Raw genomic sequence first — 20140 nt, 5'->3', positions numbered from 1 at the left:
GTCCGGGCGCAGAGCGAGGCACAATGGACATGAGTATTCACATGCGGCCGCAAGAAAAAATGCATACTGCCTTGTGCACTACCCAGCTATTTGATCGCCAATGTTTTTTTATGCGATTTTGCGCATTTACTCCAGGCATTTATTCACCCTTGCGGCGCCAAAGTCACATATATGTAACCAGTAGTATTTATCGACGCGATTCCGCGAAAACCGCAATATTCGGACGCTAAAAAAAAATCGCCCGGTTTTCGCCTTGTCGACATGGTAGCGTTGCGACTTTTCCGCCCGTAGCCCCTTTTTCGCGTGACTACCCTGCTCTCCCGCTGGCGCCTTTCGCTGCGCCACGTCCTCTGGCTGGACGCCCTGCAAGCCGCCGCCATCAGCGCCGCGCCCGTCATTCTTGCCGTGCTGGCGCACGAGCCCCGCCTGGGCTGGACCGCCATCGCCGCCTTCTGGGCCTGCTTCGGCGACCCCGGCGGGCCGTTGCGCCAGCGCGCCGGCGCGATGCTGGCGCTGGGCCTGATCGGCGCCCTGTTCTGCTTGCTGGCCAGCGCCAGCGCCAATCACCTGTGGCTGCTGCTGCCGCTGACCTTCGCCTGCTGCACCTTCGGCGGCCTGTTGCGCGTGCTGGGGCCGGCCGCCGCCATCGTCGGCACCCTGCTGTCGGCCGGCTTCGTGGTGGCGGCGGAATTGCCGGCCCCGACCCTGGCGGCCAGCCTGTCGTATACGCTGTTTTTCGTGGCCGGCGCGCTCTGGGCGATCCTGATGACCGCGCTGGTGTGGCGCCGCCGCCCCTGGAAAGACGCGACCCACGCGGTGGCGCACTGCTACCGCGGGCTGGCCGATTTCGCCGACGCCCTGGCGCGCATGTACTCAGGCCTGGCGCCTGCCGCCGGCCCCCAGGCCTGGAGCGCCGTCACCCGGCCGCAGCGCAGCGGCGTGCGCGCCGCCCTGGAGGCCGCCCGCGTGCGTATCCGCGAGGTCCAGGACGCGCGGCCGTCGCGACGCGCGCGCGCGCAGCAATTGTTCTACCTGCTCGATAGCGCCGAAGACAGCTTCATCGCGCTGGTCGCGGCGGCCGACCTGCTCGAATCGAACGCGCCGCGCTGGCTCGGCCGCGCGGCCGGCGCCAACCTGTCGCACGCCTTGCACCGTTACGCCAGCGTGGCCAACGCCATCGCCAGCACCTCGGACGTCAGCGATGCGCGGCAGGCCGACTGCCTGCGCGAACGCCTGACGCACTTCGCCGCGGGCCTGCACGAATTGCGCGGCGCCGCCCTGGCCCATGCGCCCGACCTGGCCACCATGGTGCCGGTGCTGGACCGGCTGCAGCAGACCGCCCAGGCCGTCGGGCACGCGCTGTTCGACGAGGGCGCCGCCCCGGCCGCGCCGGCCCAGGCCACGCGCGTCGATTCTCCCATCCGGGCCGCCTGGCGCAGCCTGCGGCAGAACCTGCGATTCGAATCCGACGCCTTCCGCCACGCCCTGCGCGTCGGCATCGGCGCCACCATCGCGGTCGCGCTGTCGAAGACCTTTGCGGTCAACCACGGCTACTGGATGTCGCTGACGCTGGTGTTCATCCTGCAGCCCTACTTCGCCACCACCTGGCAGCGCACCATCGAGCGCGTGCTCGGCAGCGTCGCCGGCGCCATCGGCGCCTCGCTGCTGGGGCTGCTGCTGAGCACGCCGCTGTCGGTGGCGCTGGCGGTGCTGCCGATCGCGCTGGGCACCTTTGCCGCCCGCACCATCCACTACGCGCTGTTCACCTTTTTCCTGACCTCGCAGTTCGTGCTGGTCAGCCATATCCAGCAACCGGATATCTATGAACCCATGCTGGCGGCGCTGCGCGCGTTCAACAGCGTGCTGGGCGGCGTGCTGGCGCTGCTGGTGGGATTCCTGGTGTGGCCGGAAAAGGAACCGCGCCAGCTGGCGGGCGCGCTCAGCCGCGCACTGGAGCGGCATGCCGCCTACGCGCTGGCGCTGGCACGCGCCAAGAGCGGCGCCGGGGAAGACCTGGACATCGTCGGATTGCGCCGCCAGGCCTGCCTGTCGGCCGACAACGCGGAGGCCTCGCTGCAGCGCCTGCAGCAGAATCCGGTGCACCGCGACCGCAACGTGGACACCGCCGTGAACCTGCTGAACGCCATGCGCCGGGTCACCGCGGCCGGCACGGTGCTGGAGATCCAGCCCGCCCTGTCGCCGGACAGCGCGGCGGCGCCGGCCTTGCGCGACTATGGCCTGGCCCTGGCGCACGCGCTGCATCCGCAGGAGCCCGCGCCGGCGACCGACATCCGTCAGTGGGCGGTGCCGCCGGCGCTTGCCGCCGCCGCGCCCGAGCTGGCCGGGCCATTGGCGCGCATCGCGCAACAGGCGCGCCAGGTGCGCCAGTTACGCGACCGGGTGCAACAGGCCTGAAATGGCCGCGGGCTTGCGGCGACCCCGCCAAACCGCGGGGCGCTTGACGCGCATCAAGGGCGCCAGGCCTGGAACGCGCAACGATGGAGGCCTACCGCGCACAAAAGGAGGCCGCCATGTATCGCCGCATTTCCGTCCACCTGGACCACGGATTCGATTGCCCCCGCCGTACCCGCGTGGCGCTGGCCCTGGCCAGGCGCCACCAGGCCGAACTGGTCGGCATCTACGCCAGCTCGGCGCCGCCACAGTACTACTACGGCGAATCGGTGATGCTGTCGCGCACGCTCAACGTCATCCGCGACCTGCAGGCGCAGAATCGCAGCGCGGTGCAGAACGCCTTCCTGGAGGCGGCCGCCGCCCTCGACGTGCCGGCCTCGGTGCGCGCGGGCGAGGGTTCTCCCAGCGCCTGCGTGGCGCGGTTCGGCCGCACCAGCGACGTGCTGGTCGTGAGCCAGGAAAACCCCGAGGACGTGGAGGCCGCGCACGAGGTCGAGTTCGTCGAACAGACGCTGCTGACCGCCGGCCGGCCCGTGCTGGTGGTGCCTTCCAGCGGCGATTTCCCGACGCTCGGGGAGCGCGTGCTGTACTGCTGGGACGGCAGCCGCGAAGCCGCCCGCGCGCTGGCCGACGCGGCCCCGCTGCTGCGCACGGCCTCGCACCTGGTGGTGCTGACCATGGACGAAGGCGCCGCCTCGCGCAAGGAGGCCTCGGTGCCATTCGAAGACCTGGCCACCTATTGCATCGCCCAGGGCATGCCGGCGCCCGACCACGTGCGCCGCGACATCAAGGGGGTGGGCGTGGGCAGCACCATCCTGAACGCCGCGGCCGACCACAGCGCCGACCTGATCGTCATGGGCGCCTACGGCCACAGCAAACTGCGCGAATGGGCGATGGGCGGCGCCACCGCCTCGATCCTCAAGAGCATGACCGTGCCGATCATGTTCTCGCACTAAGGCCGGTTTTTCAGCCCTGCGGCACCGGCGTCAGCACCGACCTGCCGGAAAAATGCGCGGTGGCGTTGTCCAGGAACAGCGCCACCGTTGCCGCCACCGCCTCGGGCGAGCGGCCCGCGCTGTGCGGGGTCAACACCACGTTGTCCAGGCCGAGCAGCGCCGGCGGCACCACCGGCTCGCCCTCCACCACATCCAGACCGGCCCCGGCGATGCGGCGCTCCGCCAGCGCCGCGATCAGCGCGTCGGTATCGACCACGCTGCCGCGCGCGATGTTCACCAGATAGCCCTGCGGTCCGAGCGCTTCCAGCACCGGCGCGTCCACCAGGTGGCGCGTGCCGGCGCCGCCGGGCGTGGCCACCACCAGGAAATCGCTGGCGTCGGCCAGGGCGCGCGGGCTGTCGTAATACGCGTAGCCGCAATCGGCGCGCGGACGACGGTTGTAATAGCCCACCGTCATGCCAAAGCCGTTGGCGCCGCGCCGGGCGATCTCCAGGCCGATGGTGCCCAGCCCCAGGATGCCCAGGCGCTTGCCCGAAATCTGCGGCCCCATGAAACCGCTCCAGTGCCCCTGCCGCACCCAGGCATCGGCCTGCGGCAGATGGCGGGCCGCGCCCAGCAGCAGCGCCATGGCGTGATCGGCCACCGATGTGGCGTTGGCGCCCGGACCGTGCGTCACATGCAGGCCGCGCGCGCGGGCGGCGGCCACGTCGATGTTCTCGAAGCCGACGCCCAGCGAACAGATCAGCTCCAGCTTCGGCAGGGCCGCCATTTCGTCGGCATGAAAGCCGGTGGCGCCGCGCGTCAGCACCACGCGGATCTCGTTGGCATGGTAGCGGATCGCCTGGGCGCGGGCGGCGGGAGTGGTGGCAAGGATGCAGCGAAAGCCGCGGTCTTCGATCGCGGGCAGGAAATCGTGCACGCTGTCTATCAGTATCAGGAGGGGGATCGTCATGTTGCTGCGGACCGGATGCGGGAAAATGCGAGGCGCCAAAAAATACGCCGGCCGATCTTACGCCTCGGTACAATTGCGCGCCACCCGCCTCGCCCGCCGTCGACCATTCCATGAAAGCCAAGTTCCGCAAGTCCCTGCGCACCGCCGTGTCATTCCTGCACCGGTGGACGGGCCTGGTCCTGGGCCTGGTGCTGGTGCTGGCGGGATTGAGCGGCAGCCTGCTGGCCTTCGACCACGAGCTTGACGGCTGGCTGAACGCCCCGATGCTGCGCAACACGGCCGGACACTGCGCCGCGCCGTTGCCGCCCTCTGCCGCGGCCCGCGCCGTGCAACAGGCCTGGCCGGGCGCCACGGTCGGCGCCATCACGCTGCCGCAGGCGCCACGCGACAGCTACCGGGTGCAGTTCAAGCACGCGGAGACCACGGCCAATGAAGCGGGCGTGGACGCCTGCACCGGCCTGCTGCTGGCCAGCCGCGACCGCGACGCCGTCACGCTCGACCGCGCCCATCTCATGCCCTTGTTGTTGCGCTGGCACATGACCCTGCTGCAGGGCAAGACCGGTCGCGAAGTGCTGGGCTGGCTGGCGCTGGCCTGGGTGGCCCTGCTGCTCGGCGGCATCTACCTGGCCTGGCCGCGGCCGGGGCATTGGCGCCGTTCGCTGTCGGTGACGCGCGGCGTCAGCGCCTTCCGCACCAGCTACGAACTGCACCGCGCGGCCGGCCTGATCACCGCGCTGTTGCTGCTCGTGGTGGCCGGCACCGGCTTTTTCATGGGCCTGCCGCAACTGGGCCGGCAACTGGTCGCCAGCGTCGCGACCGTGCCGCCCGACGCGCGCGCCGCGGCCCTGGCGCCGCTGGCGCCCGGCGAAGCGGAAATCGGTTGGGATGGCGCCGCCGCGAAGGCGCGCGAACTGTCGCCGGCCGATGCCACCCTGGTGATGCTGCGACGCGATCCGGCGCGCGGCGTCTATCAGGCACGCATGCGCCGCGCCGACGACTGGCAGCCCGTCGGCACGCTGCGCTGGTTCATCGATATGCGCAACGGCGCGCGCCTGTCTGGCGCCGATCCCTTGTCCGGCACGCCCGCGCAGCGTTTCCTTGCGCTGATGTTCCCGCTGCATTCCGGCAGCCTGTACGGCTTGCCGACCCGCATCCTGACGGCCGTCCTGGGGCTGCTGCCGCTGCTGTTCTTCGTGACCGGGGTGATCTTCTGGATCAACCGGCGGCGCCTGCAGCATCGCGGGCGCGAAGCGGCACAGGCCCGCGCGCGAAGCGCGCGCCAGGCCTGAGCGTCGCCGCCTGCCCGGGATGAAGCGCCGCTACAGCCGTCCTGTCAGTAGCAGCACGATCAACACGATCAGCACGATCCCCAGCAGGCCGCTGGGGTAATAGCCCCAGCCGCGACTGTATGGCCACGCGGGCACGGCGCCGACGAGCAGCAGGATGAGGATGATCAGCAAAATGGTCGACATGATGACTCCTATTGTTCTTGATCGCGGGACGGTGTCGCCCCTTTTCAATGGACCTTTGTCACTTTTTCCTTGAAGGGCGGATCCAGCGGCGGCAGGTCCACCTCCGGTTCATCGGTGTCCGGATCGACCGGCAGGTCGCCGGGCGGCGAGCCCGGCGGAATCGGTTCCGGTTTGGGCGGGACATGCAGGTACAGATGCGCTGACATGGCGTTCTCCTGTAATGGCACTGCCTTTCGCGCGGCCGGGAGATTCCGGCTTCGCGCCCCTGCGCGCCATGGCGCCGAGGGGAATTTCGTGCGGGGGCGGCTGCGTCGCGGCCCGCTACACATTAGGGGCGCGCCAGCGCAAACACGCGCAACAGCTCGCGGTTGAAGGCGGGAATGTCATCCGGCTTGCGGCTGCTGATCCAGCGGCCATCAACCACCACTTCCTCGTCCACCCATTCGGCGCCGGCATTGCGCAGATCGTCCTGCAGCGAAGGCCAGCTGGTCATCTTGCGTCCCCTGACCAGGTCCGCCGAAATCAACAGCCAGGCGCCGTGACAGATCACCGCCAGGGGCTTGCCGGCCTCGTGCATGGCCCGCACGAAGGCGCGGGCTTCGGGGTGCAAGCGGATCTCGTCGGCATTGATCACGCCGCCGGGCAGCAGGACGGCGTCGAACAGTTCCTCGCGGGCCTCGGCGAAGATCAGGTCGGCCTCGACCCGCTCGCCCTTGTCGTGATGGCGCATGCCCTGCACCGGCCCGCGCCTTGCGGACACGATCGCCACGCGCGCGCCTTGCGCTCGCAGGGCGTCGCGCGGCTCGGTCAGCTCCACCTGCTCGAAGCCATCCACCACCAGGATGGCGACATTGAAGTCCTGCAGTGTCTTGGTCATGCAAAGCTCCCTGGTTACGTCAACAAGCCCCTCAGCAAGCGGCGTTCCCGCCGCAAGCCCGGCGAACGCCGCCAGGTCGGACTGACGGGCACGGCGCTTGCTCCGGGCCCGGCGACTGTCAGGAGAGGCAATGGCGAACCACGGTCAGGAGGCGGCGGCGCGCGACGTCGACGGGAATCTGGTCTACCTGGACGACACCCGGCCCGGCTACACCCGGGCGCGGGTAAACGGCACGACGTTTCACTATTTCGATACCGACGGCAAGCGCATCACGCACGCCGCCACGCTGGCGCGCATCCGCGCCCTGGCGATTCCGCCCGCTTACCAGGAGGTCTGGATCAGCCCGCTGGCGCACAGCCACCTGCAGGCCACCGGCCGAGATGCGCGCGGCCGCAAGCAGTATCGCTACCACGCCGACTGGGCGCGCCAGCGCGACGCCACCAAATACCAGAGCCTCGCCGAATTCGGCGCCCGGCTGCCGCGCATCCGCCGCCAGGCGGAACGCGACCTGCGCGCCGCCGGCCTGCCCCAGGCCAAGGTCATCGCCGTGGTGGTGCGCCTGCTCGAAGACACGCTGATCCGCATCGGCGCGCGTGAATATGCCCGCGCCAACCGTTCCTACGGCCTGACCACGCTGACGCGGCGCCACGCCACGCTGCGCGGCGACCAGTTGCGCCTGCGCTTCCGCGGCAAGAGTGGCGTGGCGCACGACGTGACGGTGCGAGACCGGCGCATCGCCCGTGTGGCCAAGCGCTGCCTGGACATCCCCGGGCAGGAATTGTTCCAGTACCTGGACGAGCGCGGCGAGCCCCACGGGGTCGATTCGGAAACGGTCAACGCCTATCTGCGCGCGGCCGGCGCCGGCGATTTCACCGCCAAGCACTACCGCACCTGGGCCGGCTCGGTCCTGGCCTACGCGGCCTTGCAGGGACGGCCTTACCAGGACGAACGGCAGGCGCGCCAGGAGGTGGTGGACGTGATCCGGCAGGTCGCGCGGCGCCTGGCCAACACGCCGGCCGTGTGCCGCGCCTGCTACGTGCACCCTGCGATCATCGAGACCTATCTGGCGGGCCGGCTGCCGCCACGGGCGGCCGCGCCGGCGGGGCCGCGCGGCCTGAGCGCCGACGAACGCCGGTTGCTGGCCTTCCTGCGCGACGCATGACGGCCAGGGACGCCGCGGCTACAGGATGGAAGAGCGGGCGTTCTTGGCGCGCGGCTGCGGCTTGGCGTTGTCGGCCCAGTTCGACTCGGTGCCATCGTCCGCCACCCGGCGGCCATCGCGCGCGGCCTCGTCGGGCGTGGCGGCGGTGGGCTTGGGCGGCTGACGGGGCACGTCGACGGGCGCGCGCGGCGGCAGGAGCTTGCCGCCCTCGGGCCTTTCGCTGGCCGTCGCGGATGGATGGGCAGGCTTGGGGTCGGGCCGTTTGCTGGCGGTCATGGCGTTTTCCGTTTGGTTGGGATGACACCATCCATGCTACGGCGCCGCCGCCCGCGCGAAAATCGATCCACCGCCCAAATTGCAAGCGGATGTGGCATTGCGCGCAGGGGCGGCCATTCCTGGGTAAAACGAACATTCACAACGAGATGCAATGCAAGACCCCGCGACGGGCCGATGCATGCCAGCCTTTTCCCATGCGCCGCGCCCGCAGCGGATCGCGGCCATGTTTTCGCCAACGCAGACTCCAGGAGGTACCCACATGGCCAATAACCATACTCCCCTGCCCTCGGACTTCCCCGAGAACGGTCCCGATGAACGCGGCCTGCGCCGCCGTCGTCGCCATCCGGAAAGCTGGATCGACGACCTGGAGGCCACGCTGAGCGATGCTTCCGCCACCGACCTGGAAGCGCTCAAGGCGCGCCTGGCCGAGCAGTTGCGCGACACGCGCCACAGCCTGCGTGAAGCGTCCGACAGCGCCCAGGACATGGTGCGCGAGACCATCGACTGCACCGAGCAGTACATCCATGCGCGTCCCTGGCAGGCCATTGGCCTGGTGGCTGGCGCCGCGTTCCTGTTCGGCGTGGTGGTGGGCCGGCAGTAATCCCCTGTCGGCCGCGCGCGATGCGGCGGGCGCCGCTTCGCGCGCGGGCATAGCAGTTGCTCGCGTCTGCCTGCGACGCATCCGCGTCGGTGACACAGGGAGATACGCATGTCCAAACCCAACCCGCCCACCGGAGCACGCCCCCATCCGGCGCCGCCCATGCCCGGCCAGCATCTGCAAAAACCTGGCGATGAGGGCGCGATGGCGTTGCCGCCGCAGTACCAGGCGCCCAATTACCGGGGCAGCGACAAGCTGGCCGGCATGGCCGCCATCGTCACGGGCGGAGATTCCGGCATCGGCCGCGCGGTCAGCGTGTTGTTCGCGCGCGAAGGCGCCGATGTCGCCATCGTCTATCTGAACGAACATGAAGATGCCCGTGAAACCGAGCGCGCGGTCCGCGCCGAGGGCCGCCGCTGCCTGCTCATTGCTGGCGACGTGCGCGACTCTGCCTTCTGCGACCAGGCGGTGGCCCAGGCGGCGCAGGCGTTTGGCCGACTCGACGTGCTGGTGAACAATGCCGCGTTCCAGGATCACGACGATGGCCTGCAGGCCATCAGCGATGAAAAATGGGACAAGACGCTGCGCACCAACATCTATGGTTATTTCTACATGGCGCGCGCGGTATTGCCACACCTGCGCGCCGGCGCCAGCATCATCAACACCGGCTCGGTCACCGGCCTGCGCGGCAGCGCCGGCCTGCTCGACTACTCCACCAGCAAGGGCGCCATCCATGCCTTCACCCGCTCGCTGGCGTCGAATCTGGCGGGCCAGGGCATCCGCGTCAACGCGGTGGCGCCCGGCCCGGTGTGGACGCCCTTGAATCCGGCTGATCGCGACGCCGAGGAAATCAAGTCGTTTGGCCAGGATACCGAACTGGGCCGGCCGGCCCAGCCGGAGGAAATCTCGCCGGCCTATGTGTTCCTGGCCGCGCCCGCCTGCTCCAGCTACATCACCGGCATCGTGCTGCCCATCACCGGCAGCGCCGGCGACTAAGGCGGCCGCCGCCGCTTCCCTACTTCTACTTCTGCGGAGCCACCGAAGCGGGCGCGTTGCGCTCGGCCGGAGACACCGCCGGCGGCTCGCCGCGCGTGGCCGGCGGAACCTGGGTCGGATTGGCCGCGGGGTCGCGCTTGAGCGCGCGCGCCAGCGCCAGGTGGTCGGCCAGCGCGGGCTGGTGGCGGGCGGCAAATGCCCGGATCTGGGCATCGGCGGCCTGGGTGGCCGCCGTGCGGTACAGCATTTCCGCCTGGACGTGCGCGGCCAGTGCGACCTGGTCGATGTAAAGCGCATCGAAGGCCGTGCCGGTCTTGCCCGCCAGGGCTTCCAGCGTGCGCTGGTCCGACGGCTCGGGCTTGGAAGGCAGCGGCACCTGCTTGTCCCCCGCCAGGCGCCTGAGATCGGCATCCAGCTCCTGGTGGCGCGCCTGCATCTTGCCCGCGAAGGTGCGCACCTCGGTGCTGCCTGCGCGTTTCTCGGCGGCTTGCGCGGCCAGCACCTGAAACGCATTGGCGGCGGCGGCGGCCTGCAGGAAATGGCTGTCCGCCGCGCTTGGCTGCGCGGCGCGGGCCGCCAGCGGCGCGGCCAGCAAAGCGAGCAGGCAGGCCGCCAACAGGCCGCGCCACAGCGTTTTCTTGTTCATGTCTGTCTCCCATCCCGCCCTGTCGGGGTCATTGCGCGCCGGAAGGCGCCTCGACGTGGCGCGGCGGCTTCAGGGGATCGAAGTCCTCCCACTTGCCATCCAGCCAACGGCCCTGGGCCCGCTCGATGTCGTGCCCGCCGGCATCGCGCAGGACCTGCCTGGCCGCGGCTTCACGGTCGGGCGGCACGGGCAGCGCCAGCATCACCCCGGCCTGCCGCAGCGGCGGGTGCGCGTCAGGGGCGGCGGGGACCCTCGACCGCGGCCTGCCCCGGCCCCGGCCCGCCACCCGCAAGGCGCCCGCCAGCGCGCCGATATAGGCGCCGGCGCCGGCGGCCACCACGATCACCAGCGTGGCCGCGCCAGCCCACAACGCCACCAGCCCGCCGACCAGGGCGAACAGCAAGCCCAGCAGCGACGCGCCCGCCAGGGCACCCAGGTGCGCGCCGCGCGCATCCGGGTCGGCGGCGCGGTCCCCGCCGAGCGGGAATCGGGCATGCTCGCCAGCGGTGTTGATGTAGAACGTGTGGATGTCGTCTTCGGAGAAGCCTTCGAGGCGCAGGCGCTGGGTGGCCTGCGTGGCTTCGTCGAACGTCTGGAAGCGCGCTGCGACAATCAGGGACATGACAATCTCCTATCGGCTTGGCCCGCCATCGGCCCTGCTCAACGGGCAGCAACTGCCATGCCCGCACGTGCCTCAAGGCACGGGGCTTGCTGAGGATTCAATGAGAACCGGGCCCCGGGAGGGAACATGCTGACCTATGACGAAGAAACCGAGATTGCCGTGCCGGCCAGCCCACCCTCCCTCGCGCCCCTGGGGCCGGAGGACCGGGTTGGCCTGCGCCCGCTCGATTGGGCGGCGCTGGTCGTGCTGGTTGCCGGCGGCCTGAACAGCGGCCTGATCGCCGCCGTCAACCTCGACGTGTTCGCGCTGATGCTGCCCGGCTTCGCGGGCGGCCGCATGGTCTATGGATTGGTCGGACTGGCGGCGCTGCATTGCGTCGTGCTGTTGTTCCGCCTCGCGGGCGACGAGACCTGAACCGGGCCGGCGAGCTTTAGCAAAAACACCCCGGCTCCGGACGGGTCCGCGCCAACGTGCGCTAGCGTCCCGCCGCGGGTTTGCGCGTGCCCGGATACTGGCCACCCTCTTCATACTCGGGGCCTTTCGGGTGCGGTCGATCGTCGGCGCCACGCCGAGGCTTGGCGGCGCGCTCGCGCTGCGGCTCATCCGCCCCGAACTTGCCGCTCTGGTACGCCGCGGCGGTATCGCTGCGCGGCGCGTTGGCCTGGCCGCCCGGTTCCGCGGTCGACTTCGCGGTTTCGTCGGCCGGCCGCCTGACGTTCGCGCGGGATTCGTGGGTGTCGGTCTTGTTGGTCATGTCGTCTCTCCCTGGGCATGGGCGCCGGCGGCGGCCCGTCTTCACGATGCGGCGCGGTCCGCCGCAATTGGCGTGCCCGATCGCCGGGCACGCCAATTGCTCCGGGCAAGCGTGTGACCATCCTCCGGTCACGCCAATCCAAAGGAGTCAGCCATGAATCTGTCCAAGATCCGCCTGTCCATGACGCTCGTTCCCGCTGCCGCCGTCTGCCTGGCGGCGCTCGCCCTGCCCGTTTCCGCGCAGACGTCCTCCGGCGCCGCGCCGGTGCGCAGCAATGAGCAGATCAACGATCAGTACAAAATGGACAAGAAGCAATGCGACGCCATGAAGGGCAACCAGAAAGATGTTTGCCAGAAACAGGCGGAGGCCAATCGCGACAAGGCCAAGGCAGACGCCAAGGCGGGCAAGGAAAAGGCCGAGGCCAACCATGACGCGGCCAAGGCCCGCAACGACGCCGATTACAAGGTGGGCAAGGAGAAGTGCGACGCCATGTCGGGCAATGCCAAGGACGCCTGCATGGCCGACCTGAAGACGCGCTACGGCAAGTAACCGGCCGGCGGCGGGTTTCCGGTCAGGGCGCGGCGTCCTGCCGCGCCTCGCCGGGCAGCACGTAGCCTGCCGCCGCGTACTCCTCGAGCCGGTTGTAGAGCGTCTTGGGGCTGATGCCGAGCACCGCCGCGGCCTGCTTCTTGACGCCCTTGCAGCGCTGCAGCGTCGCCAGGATCAAACGCCGGTCCGCTTCCGCCAGGGTTTCGCCGACAGGCAGGCTGACCTGTCCGCCGGCAATGTCGCCACTCGGCGACACCTGCGGCGCCAGCAGTTCGGCGTCCAGCTCATCGCCCTCGGCCATGATGAAGGCGCGGCGCACGAAATTCTTCAGTTCGCGGACATTGCCCGGCCACTCATACTGCGACAACGTCTGCGCCGCCCCGGGGGCGAAAGCCTTTGACCGTCCCGTCTCTTCGTTCTGCGCCTGCAGGAAGCGTTCGGCCAGGAACAGAACATCCTCGCCACGCTCGCGCAGCGGCGGCAGTTGCAGCGGAAATACATTGAGCCGGTAATAAAGATCCTCGCGCAGCTTGCCTTCCTGTACCGCCTGTTCAGGGTTGCGGTTGGTGGCGGCGACGATGCGGATGTCGCAGGCGATCTCTCGATTGGTGCCGACCCGCATGAACCGGCCGGTCTCCAGCACCCGCAACAGCTTGACCTGCAGGTCAAGCGGCATCTCGGTGACTTCATCCAGGAACAGCGTGCCGCCGTCGGCGCGCTCGAAGTAGCCCTTGTGCTGGCGGTCGGCGCCCGTGAAGCTGCCCCGTTCGTGGCCGAACATCTCGCTTTCGATCAGGTGTGGCGAGATCGCGCCGCAGTTCACGGCGATGAACGGCCGCTGGCGGCGCGCGCTCAATTCATGGATGGCGTGCGCGGCCAGTTCCTTGCCGGTGCCGCTTTCGCCGATCAGCAACACGGTGACGTCGGTGGGCGCCACGCGCCCGATCTGGCGATACAGCTCGCGCATGGGCGCCGAGGTGCCGTACATCTTGCCAAACCGCCCCGGTTCCTCGAACGGCAGGCCGGCGGGCTCGCCGCCGGAGTTGGACACGATGCGCGCCATGATCTCGTTCAGGCGCTCCATGCAGATCGGCTTGACCAGATAGTCGGTCGCGCCCAGGCGCAGGGCCTGCACCGCATTGTCCAGCGTACCGTGGCCGGTCATCACCACGACCTCGGCGCTGGCGGCCGCCACGTTCTTGAAAATGTCCATGCCGCTGCCTTCGGGCAGGCGCACGTCCGTCAGCACCAGGTCGGGCGCCTGGCGCTCGAGCTGGATCATGGCATCCTTGACGCTGGCGGCCAGCGCCACCGAGAAGCCGCTATCGCGGCCAATCTCGGCCAGGGTCTCACGGATCGCATCGTCGTCGTCGACGATCAGCAAGTGGGGCATGACATCTCCAGAACCGAGGGAACGAGCAGGGGCGCCCGTGCCTCTACGGCCACGCTTGAGCATAGCGAAGCTGGCGCGTTTTGACGTAAACATTCGATACGATGCACTAAAGATTGCGATTACTTGCAACTCGTCGCATCCGTGTCGCGCCACTCCCCCTACGATGACAACACTATGAATGTCTCAGGCTTGTCTTCCGTAATGCAAAAGCTGGCCACCCAGGTGCGCCTGGCCGCCGAGACCGACGCCAGCGTCTTCATCGTGGGAGAAAGCGGCGCGGGCAAGGAGGTGGTGGCGCGCGCCATCCACGAGGCCAGCGACCGCGCCAACCAGCCCTTTATCGCCGTCAACTGCGGCGCCATCAGCGGTTCGCTGGCCCACGCCGAACTGTTCGGCCACGAAAAAGGCAGCTTCACTGGCGCGGTGGCGCAGAACGCGGGCTACTTCGAGTCCGCCAGCGGCGGCACGCTGTTCCTGGACGAAGTCACCGAAATGCCGCCCGACATGCAGGTGCACTTCCTGCGAGTGCTGGAAACCGGCACTTACCAGCGGGTGGGCGGCACCGACCTGTTGCGGGCCAATGTGCGCATCCTGTGCGCCAGCAATCGCGACCCGGCCGCCTCGGTGGCCGACGGCCGCCTGCGCCAGGACTTCCTGCACCGCCTGCTGGTGATCCCGCTGCGCGTGCCGCCCTTGCGCGAGCGCGACGGCGACGCGACGGTGCTGGCGCGGCATTTCCTGGATGAATTGAACGGCCGCCACGCGACGCGCAAGACCATTTCGACCCGCATGCTGCAGGCCATCGCCCGCCATGACTGGCCGGGCAACGTGCGCGAACTGCGCAACGCGGTGCAACGCGCCTACATCCTGTGCGACGACGAGCTGGATGCCGAGCTGCCCCGCGCCCGCGCCGCGCCACGCGCCGAGTTCAAGGACGGCGCCCTGACCTTTCCCGTCGGCACGGCGCTGGGCAATGCGCAGCGCGACTTCATCCTGGCGACGTTGGCCCATCACGGCGGTGACAAGCGCCTGACGGCCGAGACCCTTGGGGTCAGCCTGAAAACCCTCTACAACCGGCTGGACGTCTACGAGAAAGACGCCGGCGGCCCGGCCGTCGCCTGACGGCCCGTGGCGGCCCGGCCGGGGGCAAGACCGCGCGCCAACGGCCCCGCCTGCCTGGGATCACTCGCCTGGGATCACTCGCCTGGGATCACTCGCCTGGGATCACTCGCCTGGGGTCACTCGCCTGGGATCACTCGCCCGGCATCACTCTCCTGCCAATACTCTCCCGGCAATATTTACCGCCGCCTTGTAATCCCGTCCGCCGCGCCGGGGCGACCGCCGCCTTCGCCGCCCCGCAATGCGTGGCGGGCATGGATTTTGCATGAGTACAAGGATGTGCCGCCTTTCCGGCGGCCGCCCCTGCGGGAGAATTTCTTGGGACACCCGATGCAAGAATTGCGCCTGCGGCAGCAGATGACGCTGGCGCCGAGGCTGCAGCAATCGGTCAAGCTGCTGCAGATGTCGGCGCTGGAGTTCACCACCGCGGTGGAACTGGCGCTGGCCAGCAATCCCTTCCTGGAGGAAGCGGAAGAGCAAGCCGCGGGCCCGGCCGATATCGCCGAAGGCCGCCCCGACATGGACAGCGCCAACCCCGCCGCCGAGGCGGCGCCCGCCCCCTCTTCGTCCACCCCGACCGAAGAGGCGCCGGCCGCCGCGTCCGAATACGGCGGTGACTACCCGTCTCCCGCCCGCGCCGACGGCGAAGACCGCGACCTGGGTCAATGGGCCAGCGCACCGGTCTCGATGCGGGAAAAGCTGTCGCTGGAGTTGGGCAGCTACCGGCTGGGCGCGCGTGACCGCCTGCTGGCGGAATTCATTATCGATTCGCTGGACGAGGATGGCTACCTGCGCACCCCGACCGCCAGCCTGTGCGACGATCTGAGCCCGGACTTCTCGCCGCCGCCCGACGACGCCGAATGGCTGACGGCGCTGCGACTGGTACAGCAGCTGGACGCGCCCGGCCTGGGCGCGCGAGACCTGCAGGAATGCCTGGCATTGCAGCTGGAAGCCGCGCCGGGACTGAGCGCTTCGCTGCGTGCGCTGGCGCTGCGCATCGTGCGCGAACAGATCGACCGGCTCGCCAAGAATGACAGCGCCGGCCTGCGACGCGCCCTCAATTGCTCGGATGACGAACTGCGCGACGCCTGCGCGTTGATCCGTGGCCTCGATCCCAAGCCCGGCCGCCGCTACGACGCCCAGGCGCCGGTCTACGTGGTGCCCGACGTGTTCGTCGACAAATGGCGTTCGCGCTGGCGCGTGGTGCCCAACCGGGGCGCCATGCCCCAGGCCCGCCTGCACCAGGTATACGCCGACCTGTTCCGGCGCGCGCGGCTGGACGACCGTAGCCCGATGGCGCAGGAACTGCAGGAGGCGCGTTGGCTGGTGCGCAACGTCGAACAGCGCTACACCACCATCCAGCGCGTGGCCGAGGCCATCGTCAAGCGCCAGCAGACGTTCTTCGAATATGGCGAAGTGGCGCTGCGGCCCCTGATGCTCAAGGAAGTCGCCGACGACCTGGACATGCACGAATCCACCGTCTCGCGCGCCACCGTCAGCAAGTACATGGTCACGCCGCGGGGCGTCTTCGAATTCCGCCACTTCTTCTCGCGCGAACTGCCCACCGATTCCGGCGGCACCTGCTCGGCCGCCGCGGTGCGGGCGCTGATCAAGGAACTGATCGAGGCCGAGGATCCCGCGATGCCCCTGTCCGACGTGGCGCTGGCCCAGCAATTGGCCAACAACGGCATCGTGCTGGCGCGTCGCACTGTCTCGAAGTACCGGGGCCAGCTGCGCCTGCCGCCGGCGGAATTGCGACGCGAACACTGAGCCCAAAAAAACAACTCCCTCCGGCGGCACAGGGAACGTCCGCCGGAGGGAGCGCAGGAGCGGGCGTCAGCCCGCGCCGATCACTTGCTGCCGCCCGTGTTGGGATAGCCCGGAGGCGGCGTGGCGCCGGCCGCCGGCGTGCGCGGCACATTGTCGTTGGCTTCTTTGTGACGGTTGGACATCTCGCCACTGCGCTTGTCCGACGACGGCGCATTGTGCTTGTCCAGATTGGGCGGCGTGCTCGGCATATTCGGCGCCGCATTGGGCGCCGGCGCGGCCTGGCCCGGCGGCACCGGACGGTTGGGTTGCACCGCCGTGCCATCATTGGGCGTCGTCGACGGAGCGGTGGGACTGGCGGATTGGGCCCAGGCGGCGCCGCTTCCGCCCAGGCTGGCGGCGACTACGATGGCATAGGTCAAGGCACGGATTTTCATGGGTACACTCCTTGTTGAGGTTGCCCTGCCATGACAGCAATCGCCGTGCCCGCGTCGCCTCGCCCCGCGCGCCCCGCCGCGCATCGGCAATATTTACCGCCCTTTGCAACCGGGGGCCAATCGGATCAGGACCGCGGCGCCGCGACCCGCGCGTCGTCGATGCCGATGCCGGCGGGCTCCAGCATCCGCAGCACGCGCTCGGCCAATGTGTCGAGCGCGAATGGCTTGACGATCAATTCCATGCCGCTGTCCAGGAAGCCCGAGCCGCGCGCCGCGCTTTCCGCATAGCCGGTCATCAACAGCACTTTCAGGCCAGGATGAATGGCGCGCGCGGCGTCCGCCAACTGGCGGCCGTTCAGGCCCGGCAGGCCGACGTCGGTCACCAGCAGATCGAGAGCGCCGACCGTGCGCAAGCGTTCCAGCCCGGCGTCGCCGTCGCTGGCCGTGAGCACCCGCATGCCCTGTTCGGCCAGGAACTCGCAGACCATCTCGCGCACATTGGCGTCGTCCTCCACGACCAGCACCACCGCCTCGCGCGCCGGCTCCGCGCGCGCGCCGGACGGCGGCGTGAGCACGGCGGTGCTGGCGGGCACCCCTTCATAGCGCGGCAGGAAGATCCTGACCGAGGTTCCTTGGCCAACCCGGCTGTCCAGCGTCACAACGCCGCCCGCCTGCTTGGCAAAGCCATAGATCATCGACAGGCCCAGGCCGGTGCCCTCGCCCAGCGGCTTGGTGGTGAAGAAGGGATCGAAGGCATGCGCCAGCACGTCGGGCGTCATGCCGCAGCCCGCGTCGGTCACGCGCACTTCCACGAAGGCGCCCGCCTGCACGCCCGGATACGGCCGCAGGAAGGCCGGATCCAGGCGCGCGTTCAGGGCCGCGATGGTCAACAGGCCGCCGTCGGGCATGGCATCGCAGGCGTTGATCACCAGGTTCAGCAAGGCATTCTCGAACTGGTTGCGGTCGCAGCGCACCGGCCACAATTCCGCCTCCAGGTCGAAGGCCAGCGACACGCCCTCGCCGGTGTAGCGATGGAACAGATCGATCATGGACTGCAGCGTGCTGGCGACTGAGAAAGGCTGCGGGTCGATCGGCTGGCGCCGCGAAAACGTCAAGAGACGCTGCGTCAGGTGCGCCGCGCGATTGGCCGAATCCATTGCCACGCCGACGAAGCGCACGGCCTGTTCCGGCACGCCCGCGGCCAGCTTGCGTTGGATCAGGTATAGCGCCCCGGTGATCCCTTGCAGCATGTTGTTGAAGTCATGCGCAATGCCTCCCGTCAGGCGCCCGACCGCCTCCATCTTCTGCGCCTGCCGCAAGGCGTTCTCGGTTTCCAGCAGTGTCTCGGCCTGCGACTTCAGGTCGGTGTCGTCGCGCCCGGCCATGTACAGGCTGTCCTGCGCCCACGACATGCTCCAGGTGATCCAGGCATAGCTGCCATCGCGCTTGAGGATGCGGTTCTCCAGGTGCCGCACGCCCTGCGGGCCTTCGGCGCGGCGGGCCTGCGCCAGGGCCTCGCGGGTGGCTTCGTAGTCGTCCGGATGGATCTGCTGACGCAGTCCCATGGCCAGGAACTGCTCCTGCGTCCAACCCAGGATCGCGCGCACGGCGGGATTGACGCTGGCATAGCGTCCCTTCGCGTCGACCACCGCCAGCAATTCGGGCGACAGGCGCCAGATGCGGTCGCGCTCGGCGATCGCGTGCTCGACCCGCTGTTCCAGCATGCGAGCGTACTGCGAACGCTCGACCGCGCCGCACAGGCGCTCGGCCACTTCTTCGATGCAGGCCACGTCACCGCGCTTGAGCCGGGAGCCGGCCGCCGGCCGCACCACCAGCGCCCCGTCCGGGCGGCCCCAGCGGGCCGTCGGCACCACGATCGCCGAAGGCAGGATGTCGCCATTGGCCCGTCCCAGCAACGGCTCCAGAAAGATCGTGCGGGCTTCCGACAGCGTCTCGCGGATGCGGCCCAGCAAGTCGGCATCCAGATCTTCGCCGCCGCCATTGCCCTGCGCCTGCCAACACGAGGAAACCTGCGGCCCGCTGTCCCCGCCTGGCCAATCCACCACCGCGACCAGGCCCAGCGCCAGATGCTGGCCCAGGCTTTCGCATGCCAGTTGTTCGATCGCCGCCTGCTGCTGCAATTCGCGCATGCGGTCGCCCAGCGCCAGCACGAAGTTCTTGCGGTGCTGGCCTTCCCACAATTCCGCCTCGGCGGTCTTGCGCGCCGTGACATCGAGGAACAGCGCCATCATCTGGTTTTCGCCTTCGCGCCGCGCGCGCGCCTCGTACCAGGCCGGCTGCGGCGATGGCACCGCGAATTCGAACTGCGCCGGCTCGCCGGTTTCGACCACCTGCGCGAACGTGTCAAGGATCTGGTCAGGCACCCCGGGAATCATCTCGCGCAGGGTGTGGCCGAGCGTATCGCCCTCCTTCATGCCACTTTGCCGCTCGAACGCGGGATTGACCTCGATGAACCGGAAATCGACGATGCGGCCCCGCGCGTCACGCAGGGCTTCGCTCAGGAAGAAGGCTTCCTGCATGCCGTCGAACATGGCGCGCCAGCGTTCGCCGCTGCGGCGCAGCGCCACTTCTGTCAGGTGGCGTTCGATCGCCAGCGCGGCGCTGCGCGTGACCACCGCGATGGCGTCGATATCGTCGGCCGACGGCGTGCGCGGCGCGCCGTAGTAATTCGAGAACACCCCAAGCAGGCGCCCATCGGGGGCCTTGATCGGCGTTGACCAGCAGGCCCGCAGGCCGTGCGACAGCGCCAGGTCGCGCCACGACGCCCAGGCCGGATGACTGGCAATGTCTTCGACGTAGACGGGACTGCCGGAATCCGCCGCCCTGCCCCACGAGGCCATGTCCGGGCCGATCGGCGCACGGTCGACAGCGCTATTGAAATCGTGCGGCAGGCTGGGCGCCGCGCCATGGCGCAGGACCTTGCCGCTGTCATCGACCAGCGCGATCGAGGCGCGCAGTTCGACGCTGGACTGGGCTTCTATGGCGTGCAGCATATGGCCCAGCACCTCGGCCAGCGGCACGCCGGCGGCAATGCGTTGCAACATCACGCGCTCGTCTTCGAGCCGCGCAAGCGTATCGGTCCAGGGGTGGGGTACACGGTCTCGCTGGGTCAGCATGGAATCTCCTGCAGG

At 69.2% G+C, this 20140-nt stretch carries 21 protein-coding genes; 10 read left to right on the top strand and 11 right to left on the bottom strand.

The window, feature by feature from the left end; genetic code table 11:
• Positions 1-303 precede the first annotated feature (303 nt).
• Together HV742_RS29145 and HV742_RS29140 are read left to right on the top strand one after the other, a co-directional pair.
• Entirely contained in the window at positions 304-2415 is a 2112-nt protein-coding gene (locus tag HV742_RS29145; RefSeq protein ID WP_175147050.1) for an FUSC family protein, read from the top strand.
• Positions 2416-2531: 116 nt separating this feature from the next.
• On the top strand, positions 2532-3368 hold the full coding sequence (locus HV742_RS29140; RefSeq protein WP_049077784.1) for a universal stress protein: 837 nt from the start codon (positions 2532-2534) through the stop codon (positions 3366-3368).
• A gap of 10 nt (positions 3369-3378) precedes the next feature.
• Here the strand turns inward: HV742_RS29140 and HV742_RS29135 are convergent, their stop codons facing one another.
• Positions 3379-4320 (bottom strand): 2-hydroxyacid dehydrogenase, encoded by a 942-nt coding sequence (locus HV742_RS29135; protein WP_175147049.1) that lies wholly within the window; start codon positions 4318-4320, stop codon positions 3379-3381.
• Between the two features lie 110 nt (positions 4321-4430).
• On the opposite strand from HV742_RS29135, the gene HV742_RS29130 reads away from it, so the two are divergent.
• Positions 4431-5609: a PepSY-associated TM helix domain-containing protein gene (locus HV742_RS29130; protein WP_049073602.1), complete on the top strand. Its 1179-nt coding sequence runs from the start codon at positions 4431-4433 to the stop codon at positions 5607-5609.
• A 30-nt stretch (positions 5610-5639) separates the two neighbouring features.
• On the opposite strand, the gene HV742_RS29125 is transcribed toward HV742_RS29130, so the two are convergent.
• The 3 genes from HV742_RS29125 to HV742_RS29115 form a co-directional block, all read right to left on the bottom strand.
• Positions 5640-5792: a DUF3309 family protein gene (locus HV742_RS29125; protein ID WP_049073601.1), complete on the bottom strand. Its 153-nt coding sequence runs from the start codon at positions 5790-5792 to the stop codon at positions 5640-5642.
• Positions 5793-5836: 44 nt separating this feature from the next.
• Positions 5837-5998 carry a hypothetical protein gene (locus HV742_RS29120; RefSeq protein ID WP_167352789.1) on the bottom strand — a complete coding sequence of 54 codons (162 nt, stop codon included), beginning with the start codon at positions 5996-5998 and terminating at the stop codon, positions 5837-5839.
• A gap of 122 nt (positions 5999-6120) precedes the next feature.
• Positions 6121-6669 (bottom strand): type 1 glutamine amidotransferase domain-containing protein, encoded by a 549-nt coding sequence (locus HV742_RS29115; RefSeq protein WP_049073600.1) that lies wholly within the window; start codon positions 6667-6669, stop codon positions 6121-6123.
• Positions 6670-6799: 130 nt separating this feature from the next.
• On the opposite strand from HV742_RS29115, the gene HV742_RS29110 reads away from it, so the two are divergent.
• Positions 6800-7831, top strand: a complete 1032-nt coding sequence (locus tag HV742_RS29110) for a DNA topoisomerase IB (protein WP_175147048.1) — start codon at positions 6800-6802, stop codon at positions 7829-7831.
• Positions 7832-7849: 18 nt separating this feature from the next.
• Here the strand turns inward: HV742_RS29110 and HV742_RS29105 are convergent, their stop codons facing one another.
• Positions 7850-8107 (bottom strand): hypothetical protein, encoded by a 258-nt coding sequence (locus HV742_RS29105; RefSeq protein WP_063568946.1) that lies wholly within the window; start codon positions 8105-8107, stop codon positions 7850-7852.
• 259 nt (positions 8108-8366) lie between these two features.
• On the opposite strand from HV742_RS29105, the gene HV742_RS29100 reads away from it, so the two are divergent.
• Both HV742_RS29100 and HV742_RS29095 read left to right on the top strand, forming a co-directional pair.
• Complete coding sequence (locus HV742_RS29100) at positions 8367-8708, top strand: ElaB/YgaM/YqjD family protein (RefSeq protein ID WP_049073597.1); 342 nt, start codon at positions 8367-8369, stop codon at positions 8706-8708.
• A gap of 108 nt (positions 8709-8816) precedes the next feature.
• Positions 8817-9701, top strand: coding sequence for an SDR family oxidoreductase (locus tag HV742_RS29095; protein ID WP_175147047.1), 885 nt, complete (start codon positions 8817-8819; stop codon positions 9699-9701).
• Positions 9702-9726: 25 nt separating this feature from the next.
• Here the strand turns inward: HV742_RS29095 and HV742_RS29090 are convergent, their stop codons facing one another.
• The gene (locus tag HV742_RS29090; protein WP_068950144.1) at positions 9727-10347 is read right to left on the bottom strand and encodes a DUF4142 domain-containing protein; all 621 of its coding nucleotides are present in this window, start codon (positions 10345-10347) and stop codon (positions 9727-9729) included.
• A 28-nt stretch (positions 10348-10375) separates the two neighbouring features.
• Entirely contained in the window at positions 10376-10969 is a 594-nt protein-coding gene (locus tag HV742_RS29085) for a hypothetical protein (protein WP_175147046.1), read from the bottom strand.
• A 126-nt stretch (positions 10970-11095) separates the two neighbouring features.
• Between HV742_RS29085 and HV742_RS29080 the strand changes: the two genes are divergently transcribed.
• Positions 11096-11383, top strand: coding sequence for a DUF378 domain-containing protein (locus HV742_RS29080; RefSeq protein ID WP_049073593.1), 288 nt, complete (start codon positions 11096-11098; stop codon positions 11381-11383).
• A gap of 61 nt (positions 11384-11444) precedes the next feature.
• On the opposite strand, the gene HV742_RS29075 is transcribed toward HV742_RS29080, so the two are convergent.
• A complete protein-coding gene (locus HV742_RS29075) occupies positions 11445-11723 on the bottom strand; it encodes a hypothetical protein (RefSeq protein ID WP_175147045.1) in 279 nt (92 codons plus the stop codon).
• 153 nt (positions 11724-11876) lie between these two features.
• On the opposite strand from HV742_RS29075, the gene HV742_RS29070 reads away from it, so the two are divergent.
• Positions 11877-12272 (top strand): hypothetical protein, encoded by a 396-nt coding sequence (locus tag HV742_RS29070; RefSeq protein ID WP_082878715.1) that lies wholly within the window; start codon positions 11877-11879, stop codon positions 12270-12272.
• Positions 12273-12294: 22 nt separating this feature from the next.
• Here the strand turns inward: HV742_RS29070 and HV742_RS29065 are convergent, their stop codons facing one another.
• Entirely contained in the window at positions 12295-13665 is a 1371-nt protein-coding gene (locus HV742_RS29065; protein WP_068950142.1) for a sigma-54-dependent transcriptional regulator, read from the bottom strand.
• Positions 13666-13839: 174 nt separating this feature from the next.
• Between HV742_RS29065 and HV742_RS29060 the strand changes: the two genes are divergently transcribed.
• Together HV742_RS29060 and HV742_RS29055 are read left to right on the top strand one after the other, a co-directional pair.
• Positions 13840-14787: a sigma-54 interaction domain-containing protein gene (locus HV742_RS29060; RefSeq protein ID WP_257791506.1), complete on the top strand. Its 948-nt coding sequence runs from the start codon at positions 13840-13842 to the stop codon at positions 14785-14787.
• 327 nt (positions 14788-15114) lie between these two features.
• Positions 15115-16554 (top strand): RNA polymerase factor sigma-54, encoded by a 1440-nt coding sequence (locus tag HV742_RS29055; protein ID WP_175147044.1) that lies wholly within the window; start codon positions 15115-15117, stop codon positions 16552-16554.
• An 80-nt stretch (positions 16555-16634) separates the two neighbouring features.
• Here HV742_RS29055 and HV742_RS29050 read toward each other — a convergent pair whose 3' ends face one another.
• Together HV742_RS29050 and HV742_RS29045 are read right to left on the bottom strand one after the other, a co-directional pair.
• Complete coding sequence (locus tag HV742_RS29050) at positions 16635-16988, bottom strand: hypothetical protein (protein WP_175147043.1); 354 nt, start codon at positions 16986-16988, stop codon at positions 16635-16637.
• 125 nt (positions 16989-17113) lie between these two features.
• Positions 17114-20125 carry a PAS domain S-box protein gene (locus tag HV742_RS29045; protein ID WP_175147042.1) on the bottom strand — a complete coding sequence of 1004 codons (3012 nt, stop codon included), beginning with the start codon at positions 20123-20125 and terminating at the stop codon, positions 17114-17116.
• Positions 20126-20140: the final 15 nt, after the last annotated feature.

It is taken from the genome of Achromobacter ruhlandii (genome assembly GCF_902859695.1).
GTDB classification, from domain to species: domain Bacteria; phylum Pseudomonadota; class Gammaproteobacteria; order Burkholderiales; family Burkholderiaceae_B; genus Achromobacter; species Achromobacter ruhlandii.
The sequence above is the reverse complement of the archived record's forward strand: the minus strand, read 5'-3'. Positions and strand labels throughout refer to the sequence as shown.

What these genes read in the sequence shown, in the direction of transcription:
- HV742_RS29050 (WP_175147043.1), bottom strand. Translation starts at nt 16,988, where the DNA reads ATGAAAATCCGTGCCTTGACCTATGCCATCGTAGTCGCCGCCAGCCTG.
- HV742_RS29065 (WP_068950142.1), bottom strand. Translation starts at nt 13,665, where the DNA reads ATGCCCCACTTGCTGATCGTCGACGACGACGATGCGATCCGTGAGACC.
- HV742_RS29135 (WP_175147049.1), bottom strand. Translation starts at nt 4,320, where the DNA reads ATGACGATCCCCCTCCTGATACTGATAGACAGCGTGCACGATTTCCTG.
- HV742_RS29075 (WP_175147045.1), bottom strand. Translation starts at nt 11,723, where the DNA reads ATGACCAACAAGACCGACACCCACGAATCCCGCGCGAACGTCAGGCGG.
- HV742_RS29120 (WP_167352789.1), bottom strand. Translation starts at nt 5,998, where the DNA reads ATGTCAGCGCATCTGTACCTGCATGTCCCGCCCAAACCGGAACCGATT.
- HV742_RS29100 (WP_049073597.1), top strand. Translation starts at nt 8,367, where the DNA reads ATGGCCAATAACCATACTCCCCTGCCCTCGGACTTCCCCGAGAACGGT.
- HV742_RS29105 (WP_063568946.1), bottom strand. Translation starts at nt 8,107, where the DNA reads ATGACCGCCAGCAAACGGCCCGACCCCAAGCCTGCCCATCCATCCGCG.
- HV742_RS29085 (WP_175147046.1), bottom strand. Translation starts at nt 10,969, where the DNA reads ATGTCCCTGATTGTCGCAGCGCGCTTCCAGACGTTCGACGAAGCCACG.
- HV742_RS29045 (WP_175147042.1), bottom strand. Translation starts at nt 20,125, where the DNA reads ATGCTGACCCAGCGAGACCGTGTACCCCACCCCTGGACCGATACGCTT.
- HV742_RS29060 (WP_257791506.1), top strand. Translation starts at nt 13,840, where the DNA reads ATGAATGTCTCAGGCTTGTCTTCCGTAATGCAAAAGCTGGCCACCCAG.
- HV742_RS29140 (WP_049077784.1), top strand. Translation starts at nt 2,532, where the DNA reads ATGTATCGCCGCATTTCCGTCCACCTGGACCACGGATTCGATTGCCCC.
- HV742_RS29095 (WP_175147047.1), top strand. Translation starts at nt 8,817, where the DNA reads ATGTCCAAACCCAACCCGCCCACCGGAGCACGCCCCCATCCGGCGCCG.
- HV742_RS29055 (WP_175147044.1), top strand. Translation starts at nt 15,115, where the DNA reads ATGCAAGAATTGCGCCTGCGGCAGCAGATGACGCTGGCGCCGAGGCTG.
- HV742_RS29115 (WP_049073600.1), bottom strand. Translation starts at nt 6,669, where the DNA reads ATGACCAAGACACTGCAGGACTTCAATGTCGCCATCCTGGTGGTGGAT.
- HV742_RS29070 (WP_082878715.1), top strand. Translation starts at nt 11,877, where the DNA reads ATGAATCTGTCCAAGATCCGCCTGTCCATGACGCTCGTTCCCGCTGCC.
- HV742_RS29110 (WP_175147048.1), top strand. Translation starts at nt 6,800, where the DNA reads ATGGCGAACCACGGTCAGGAGGCGGCGGCGCGCGACGTCGACGGGAAT.
- HV742_RS29130 (WP_049073602.1), top strand. Translation starts at nt 4,431, where the DNA reads ATGAAAGCCAAGTTCCGCAAGTCCCTGCGCACCGCCGTGTCATTCCTG.
- HV742_RS29080 (WP_049073593.1), top strand. Translation starts at nt 11,096, where the DNA reads ATGCTGACCTATGACGAAGAAACCGAGATTGCCGTGCCGGCCAGCCCA.
- HV742_RS29125 (WP_049073601.1), bottom strand. Translation starts at nt 5,792, where the DNA reads ATGTCGACCATTTTGCTGATCATCCTCATCCTGCTGCTCGTCGGCGCC.
- HV742_RS29090 (WP_068950144.1), bottom strand. Translation starts at nt 10,347, where the DNA reads ATGAACAAGAAAACGCTGTGGCGCGGCCTGTTGGCGGCCTGCCTGCTC.